2 protein-coding genes are annotated in these 8,223 nt (G+C 72.6%); both read left to right on the top strand.

The genetic code is table 11. The annotated features are described in order from the left end of the window. Positions 1–15: 15 nt before the first annotated feature. Positions 16–4,362 carry an amino acid adenylation domain-containing protein gene (locus tag ACZ6QO_RS37720; RefSeq protein WP_465858305.1) on the top strand — a complete coding sequence of 1,449 codons (4,347 nt, stop codon included), beginning with the start codon at positions 16–18 and terminating at the stop codon, positions 4,360–4,362. Positions 4,363–4,369: 7 nt separating this feature from the next. After that, positions 4,370–8,223 (top strand): amino acid adenylation domain-containing protein (locus ACZ6QO_RS37715; protein WP_465858303.1); only part of this gene is annotated, 3,854 nt, incomplete at its 3' end.

Raw genomic sequence — 8,223 nt, 5'->3', positions numbered from 1 at the left:
CAGGTCGCCGGGCGGGTGGCCGCCGCCGCTTCCTGCCGGTTCGACCTGGCCGTCGAGTTGCCGCTGCGGGTCTGGCTGTTCGAGCTGGGCCGGGACGAGCATGTGCTGGTGGTGGTGCTGCACCACATCGCCGGGGACGGCTGGTCGCTGGCGCCGCTGATGCGGGACCTGGAAACCGCCTACCGGGCACGACTCAACGGCACGGAACCGCGGTTCGGCGAGCTGCCGGTGCAGTACGCGGACTACACCGTCTGGCAGCGGCGGACGCTCGGCTCGGAGGACGACCCCGACAGTCTGGCGGCGCGGCAGGTGGCGTTCTGGCGTGACCGGCTGGCCGGCCTGCCGGACACCCTGGTACTGCCCACTGATCGGCCGCGCCCGCCGGTGGCCTCCTACCGCGGAGGGGTGGTCCGCTGGCGGTTGGACGCCCTCACGCACGCGGCGGTGGCCCGGTTGGCGCGGCAGAGCCGGTCGAGCCTGTTCATGGTGATGCAGGCCGCGGTGGCGGCGCTGTTCACCCGGCTGGGTGCGGGGACCGACATTCCGCTGGGCACCGGTGTGGCGGGGCGCACCGACGATGCGTTGGACGATGTGGTCGGGTTCTTCGTGAACACGCTGGTGTTGCGGACCGACACCTCCGGCGACCCCTCGTTCTCGGAGTTGGTGGAGCGGGTGCGGCAGGAGGATCTGGCCGCGTTCGCGCACCAGGACCTGCCCTTCGACCGGCTGGTCGAGGTGATCGAACCCGACCGGTCCCTGACCCGCCACCCCCTGTTCCAGGTCATGCTGGCCCTGCAGAACACCCCCGAGCCCGAGCTCGACCTCCCCGGCCTGAGTGTCTCCCTCGACCACGCCGATGCCGGTGTGGCCAAGTTCGACCTGTTCCTCGACCTCCACGAAGTGTTCGACGCCTCCGGCGCCCCGGCGGGGATGGAAGGGGTGATCGAGTATGCCGTTGATCTGTTCGATGCGGTGACGGTGGAGGCGTTGGGCCGGCGGTTGGGGCTGGTGCTGGAGCAGGTGGCGGCTGATCCGGCGGTGCGGTTGAGCGAGGTTGAGGTGCTGGAGCCGGCCGAGCGGGCCGAGTTCACCGCTGTGGAGGATCAGCCTCGTCCGTTGGTGTCGATCCTGGAGCTGTTCGCTCGGCAGGTGGCGCGGGTGCCGGACGCGCCGGCGGTGCTGTCGCATAGCGGGGCATTGAGCTACCGGGAGCTGGACGGTCTGGCGTCGCGGTGGGCGGCGCGGTTGGCCGGGGTGGGGGTGGGTGCCGAGACGCCGGTGGCGTTGCTGATGGACCGCTCGGCTGGTCTGGTGGTGGCGATGCTGGCGGTGCTGAAGGCGGGTGGGGTGTATGTGCCGTTGCACGACTCCTTCCCGGCTGAGCGGCTGAACCTCATCCTGGAGGATGTCGCGGCGCCGGTGCTGATCACCGATCGTGACGATCTGCCTGAGGGGCTGACCCTGCCCGCGCATGTTCTGACGTGGGGGGATCCCGGTGGCGACGTGGTCGCCGATCAGCCGGTCGATCCTGCTGGGCTGGCGTATGTGATGTTCACCTCGGGGTCGACGGGGCGGCCGAAGGGGGTGGCGGTCAGTCACGCCAACGTGGTGGAGCTGGCGTTGGACGCCTCGTTCGAGCGGGGTCATGAGCGGGTGTTGTTCCATTCCTCGCATGCTTTCGATGCGGCGACCTACGAGATCTGGGTGCCGTTGTTGAACGGTGGGACCGTGGTGGTCGCTCCGCCGGGGCGGTTGGAGCTGGACACCCTGGAGAGCATGGTCGAGCGGTTCGGCGTGCGGTCGGTGTTCCTCACCACCGGGTTGTTCCGGTTGGTGGCGGAGGAGGCGCCGGGGGCGTTGCGGGGGGTGTGCCAGGTGTGGACGGGCGGGGAGGTCGTGCCGCCGGCGGCGGTGGAGCGGGTGCGTGCGCATTGTCCGGATGTAGCGGTGGTGGATGTGTACGGCCCGACCGAGACCACGACGTTCGCGACCCGTTGCTATCTGCCTGAGGGGCCGTTGCCGGCGGCGTTGCCGATCGGTTCGGCGATGGACAACATGCGGGCGTATGTGCTGGATGAGCGGTTGCGGTTGCTGCCGGCCGGGGTGGTCGGGGAGCTGTATCTGGGGGGCAGCGGTCTGGCCCGGGGTTATCTGGGCCGGCCGGCGCTGACCGGTGAACGGTTCGTCGCCGACCCCTACGGCCCGCCCGGGGCGCGGTTGTATCGGACCGGGGACCTGGTCCGTCGCACCGCGGCCGGGGAGTTGGTGTTCGTCGGGCGTGGCGATGATCAGGTGAAGCTGCGCGGGTTCCGTATCGAGCTGGGTGAGATCGAGGCGGCGTTGACCCGGCAGGCGGCGGTGGCTGATGCGGTGGTGGTGGTCCGGCAGGACCGTCCGGGTGAGCGCCGCCTGGTCGGCTACGTCACCGCCGCCGGTGGACAGCCCGATGTCGGGCGGGTGCGGGAAGCGCTGGCCATGGAGCTGCCGGAGTACATGGTCCCGTCGGTGGTCATGGTGGTGGACGCGTTGCCGTTGACGGTCAACGGCAAGCTGGACCGTGACGCGTTGCCCGCGCCGCAGCGGGAGGCCGTCGAGGCGGGCACGGCGGTGCCGTTGAGCGCGGTGGAGGAGACGCTGGCCTGGGTGTTCGCCGATGTGCTGGCGGTGGACCGGGTGGGGCCGGAGGAGGACTTCTTCGACCTGGGTGGCGACAGTATCGTGTCGATCCAGTTGGTCAGCCGGGCGCGTAAGGCCGGGCTGGTGCTGACTCCCCGCGAGGTGTTCGAACGACGTACCGTGCGCGCGCTGGCCGCGGTCGCCCAACCCGTCACCGAACAGAGCGTGCCGCTCGAAGACGACGGGGTCGGCCCGCTGCCGCCCACCCCGATCATGCGCTGGCTCCAGGACGGCGGCGGCCCCATCAACGCCTTCAACATGTCCCGCCTGGTCAACGTCCCGGCGGACCTGGGCTGGGAACGGCTGCTCGGCGCGGTGCAGGCCCTGCTCGACCACCACGACGCCCTCCGGATGCGCCTCATCGCGCGGCCCGACAACTGGTCGCTGGAGGTGCCCGAGCCCGGCGCCGTACGGGCCGAGGACTGCGTGTGGCGCGTGGACGTCACCGGCCTCGACCGGGCGGAGCGGGCGCAGGCGTACGCCCGCGGATCCGCCGATGCGCGCCTGGGCCTGGACCCCGAGCGGGGCGTCATGCTGCGGACCGTGTGGTTCGACGCCGGCCCCGGCGAGCCTGGCCGGCTGCTCCTCATGGCCCACCATCTCGTCGTCGACGGCGTCTCCTGGCGCATCCTGCTCCCCGACCTCGCCGCCGCCTGGCAGGCGATCGCGAGCGGCGAGCACCCCCGGCTCGACCCGGTCGGTACCTCCTTCCGCCGCTGGGCCCACCTGCTGGCCCAGGCCGCGCAGGACCCGGCGCACCGCGCGCAGATGCCGTACTGGACCGCGGTGCTGGACCGCGCGGAACCGCCGCTGGCCGGTCGCGCGCTGGACCCGGCGCGGGACACCCTCGCCACCACCCGGTCGGTCACCGTGACGTTGTCCGCCGAGGAGACCGAACCCCTGCTCACCGCCGTGCCGGCCGCCTTCCACGCCGGAGTGAACGACGTGTTGCTGACCGGTCTCGCGCTGGCCGTGAGCCGCTGGCGCCAGGTACGCGGGCACCGGGCCGACTCCTCCGTCCTTGTGGAGGTGGAGGGCCACGGCCGGGAGGACGTGCTCGGCGAGGTGGACATCTCCCGGACGGTCGGCTGGTTCACCAGCATGTACCCGGTGCGGCTCGACCCCGGCGGCATCGCATGGCCGGCCGTGCGCGCGGCCTCGCACGAGGTGGGCGACGCGTTGAAGCGCGTCAAGGAGCAGTTGCGGCAGGTCCCTGAGAAGGGCATCGGCTACGGGCTGCTCCGCCACCTCAACCCCGAGACCGGCGACGCGCTCGCCATGCTCGGCGCGCCGCAGATCTCCTTCAACTACCTGGGCCGGTTCCAGACCTCCGCCTCGGCCGCGGCCGAGCCGTGGCTCTCCGACTCCGAGACCGAGGAGACCGGCGCGATCGGCGACGACGGCATGCCGTTCGGCCACGTCCTGGAGATCAACGCGGTCACCGAGGACACCCCGGACGGACCACGGCTGAGCGCGAACCTGGCCTGGCCGGGCGAGCTGCTGACCGAGGGGGAGGTCCTCCCGCTCGCCGAGGCCTGGGTGGACGCGCTGCGGGCGCTGTCGGCGCAGGCGGCGGCCCCAGGTGCGGGCGGCCTGACCCCTTCCGATCTCTCCCTGGTCTCCCTGAGCCAGGAGCACATCGATCTGCTCGAGTACGAGGAAGCCGAGTACGAGGACGAGGACTGAGACGACCGTGAAGAACTCCGTCATTGAGGATGTCCTGCCGCTCACGTCGCTGCAGGAAGGGCTGCTCTTCCACGCCCTCTACGACCGGGACGGCCTCGACGTCTACACCGTCCAGGTCATGATGGAGCTGCGCGGGGAGGTGGACACCGCAGCCCTGCGCGCGGCCGCGGAGGCGCTCGTCCGGCGGCACGCCAACCTCCGGGTGAGCTTCCGGCACAAGGGCCTGGACAATCCGGTCCAGGTGGTGCGCCGCGAGGTGCGGGTTCCCTGGCGCGAGGTCGACCTCGCCGGCCGCGACGAGGCCGGCGCGCGCGACGAGGCTGAGGCGCGGGCCGCGTACGAGGCGCTCGTCGCGGCCGAGCGCGTCCGCCGCTTCGACATGAGCCGTGCGCCGCTGCTGCGGTTCGTGCTGGTGACCCTGCCCGGCAAGGTCACCCGGCTGGTCCTGACCATCCACCACATCCTGGTCGACGGCTGGTCCATGCCGGTGCTGCTGGACGAGCTCTTCTCGCTGTACGAGAGCAAGGGCGACCCGTCCGGCCTGCCCTGGCTTACCCCGTACAAGGACTATCTGGGCTGGCTCGCCCGCCAGGACCGCGACGCGGCGCTGGCCGCCTTCGCGGAGTCGCTCGCGGGCCTGGCCGAGCCCACGCTGACCGGCTCCACCGCGCGGGGCGGCGAACTGGTCGCGCCGGAGAGCGTGCTGGTCGAGTTGCCGGAGGAGCTGACCGCCCGGCTGTCCGCCGTCGCGCGCGGCCGGGGCTGGACCACGAACACCCTGATCCAGGGGGCCTGGGGGCTGGTGCTCGGACGGCTGCTGGGCCGGACCGACGTCGTCTTCGGCGGCACGGTCTCCGGCCGTCCGCCGGAGCTGCCCGGGGTGGAGCAGATGATCGGCCTGCTGATCAACACCCTGCCCGTGCGCGTGCGGTGGCGGATGGGCGACTCCCTGGCGGCCGTGCTGACCGAGCTCCAGGGCCGGCAGACGGCGCTGATGGCGCACCAGCACGTCGGGCTCGCCGACGTGCAGCAGCAGACCGGCCTGGGCGACCTGTTCGACACCACGACCGTCTACGAGAACTACCCGATCGACGTCGACACCGCACCCGCGCTCTCCGGCGGCGCTCGCATCACCGACGTCCAGGCCCGTGACGCCACCCACTACGCGGTGAGCGTCGTCGGCCTGCCCGGAGCGCGCCTGTCGTTCCGGCTGGACTACCGGCCCGACGTCTTCAGCCACCCCGAGGCGGTCCGGCTCGGCGAGTGGATGCGCCGCGTCCTGGAGACCGTCGCCGAGGACCCCGACCTGCCGGTCGGGCGTATCGAGCTGCTCGACCCCGCGGAGCGCGCGCGGATGCTGATGGACTGGAACGACACCGAGCACCCCACCGAACGGGTCACCCTCACCGAGCTCCTCGACCGGCAGGTCGCGACCACCCCGGCCGCGCTCGCCGTCGTGCACGGGACGGCGGAGTGCGTCTACCAGCGGCTGCACGACGACGCCAACCGGCTGGCCCGCCTCCTCATCGCACGCGGCGCGGCGCCCGAGCGGCTGGTCGCGATCGCCCTGCCGCGCACGGTCGAGCTGGTCGGCGCGCTGCTCGCCACGCTGAAGTCCGGCGCCGGCTACCTGCCGCTCGACCCCGAGCACCCCGCCGAGCGGATCGCCGGCATGCTCGCTGAGACGCGTCCGGTCTGCTTGGTGACCACGTCCGCGCTGGCTTCCCGGCTGCCCGCCGACGGCATCGACGTCGTCCTGCTGGACCAGGCCGAGGTACGCGCCGAGCTGGCCGGGAACTCGGCGGCGCCGGTCACGGACGAGGACCGGCGATCCCCGCTGCGCCCGGAGAACCCGGCGTACGTCATCTACACCTCGGGCTCCACCGGCAGGCCGAAGGGCACGGTGATCGAGCACCGGGCCGCGGTCAACTACCTGCTGTGGTCGGTCGACACCTACACGACCGTGCGCTCCGGCGTCCTGCTGCACTCCCCGGTGTCGTTCGACCTCACCGTGACGGGGCTGTTCGCGCCGCTGGTCTCGGGCGGCTGTGTGCACCTCGGCGAGCTGGCCGACGGCGGCATCGACCCAGGCAGCCGCACCGCGCGTTCCGGTTTCGCCTTCCTCAAGGGCACGCCGAGCCACCTGTCGGTGCTGAACGTGCTGCCTGACGAGTACTCGCCGCGCGCCGAGCTCGTGTTGGGCGGCGAGCCGCTGCCCGGCCACCAGCTCGATGTCTGGCGCAAGGCCCACCCGGGCGTGCGGGTCGTGAACGAGTACGGCCCGACCGAGACGACGGTCGGCTGCACGTCCCTGGCCATCGAGCCGGGCCGGCCGATCCCGCCCGACGTGCTGCCCCTCGGCGACCCCCTGTGGAACACCCAGGCGTACGTGCTGGACGCCGGGCTGCTCCCGGTCCCACCGGGTCTGGTGGGCGAGCTGTACATCGCGGGAGAGAACCTGGCCCGGGGGTACCTGGCCCGGGCCGGCCTGTCGGCGGAGCGGTTCGTGGCCAACCCGTACGGCCCGCCCGGCTCGCGCATGTACCGGACCGGGGACCTCGCCCGGCGGACCGAGGACGGCGGGCTGGAGTTCGCCGGACGGGCCGACGACCAGGTGAAGATCCGTGGCTACCGCATCGAGCTGGGCGAGATCGAGTCGGTGCTGTCGCGGTGGCCGGGCGTGGGTCCGCTGGCGGTGGTGGTGCGGGAGGACCGGCCGGGCGACAAGCGGCTGGTCGCCTACGTGGTCGCGGACGAGGGCGCGCGCGTCGACATGGAGGGCCTGCGGGCGCACGCGGCGGCGTCGCTGCCGGACTACATGGTGCCGTCGGCCTTCGTGGAGCTCGACGCGCTGCCGCTGACCGTCAACGGCAAGCTCGACAAGCGGGCTCTGCCGGACCCCGACTACGGAGCCGCCGCCACCGCCGGCGGACGCCCGCCGCGGACGATGGTGGAGGACCTGCTGTGCGGGGTGTTCGCCGAGGTGCTGGGGGTCGAGCGGGTCGGGGTGGACGACGGGTTCTTCGAGCTGGGCGGGCACTCGCTGCTGGCGACGCGTCTGGTCAGCCGGGTGCGGTCGGCGCTCGACGTGGAGCTGTCGATCCGTTCGGTCTTCGAGGCCCCCACCGTCGCGCAGCTCGCCCGCGTCGTCGAGAACGCCCAGGGAGCGCGGCGGCGGGTGGAGCCGGTCGAGCGGCCGGAGGAGCTGCCGCTGTCGTACGCCCAGCGGCGGCTGTGGTTCCTCAACAGGCTGGAGGGCGGCGACAACTACCACATCCCCCTCGCCCTGCGGCTGACCGGAGACCTGGACCGGGACGCGCTGGTCACCGCCCTCGGGGACATCGTCGCCCGGCATGAGGCGCTGCGCACGGTCTTCCCCGAGCTGGACGGCGAGCCGCGCCAGCAGATCATCGACGCCGACGCGGCGCGGGCCACGGTGGCGGCGAGCGTGACCGCCGCCACCGCGGACGAGGAGGAGCTCCAGGCGGCGATCGCGGAGATCACCGCCCGGCCGTTCGACCTGGGAGCCGGGCTGCCGCTCCGGGCGGCGCTGCTCCGCCTCGCCGAGGACGAGCATGTGCTGGTGGTGGTGCTGCACCATATCGCCGGGGACGGCTGGTCGCTGGCGCCGCTGATGCGGGACCTGGAAACCGCCTACCGGGCGCGGCTGGATGGGGTGGCGCCGGGGTTCGGTGAGTTGCCGGTGCAGTACGCGGACTACACGCTGTGGCAGCGGCAGGTGCTGGGGTCTGAGGAGGACGAGGGCAGTCTGGCGGCGCGGCAGGTGGGGTTCTGGCGTGACCGGTTGGCGGGTCTGCCGGACACGCTGGAGTTGCCGGCCGATCGGCCGCGTCCGCCGGT

Source organism: Sphaerisporangium sp. NPDC049457 (genome assembly GCF_055586705.1).
The sequence above is the reverse complement of the archived record's forward strand: the minus strand, read 5'-3'. Positions and strand labels throughout refer to the sequence as shown.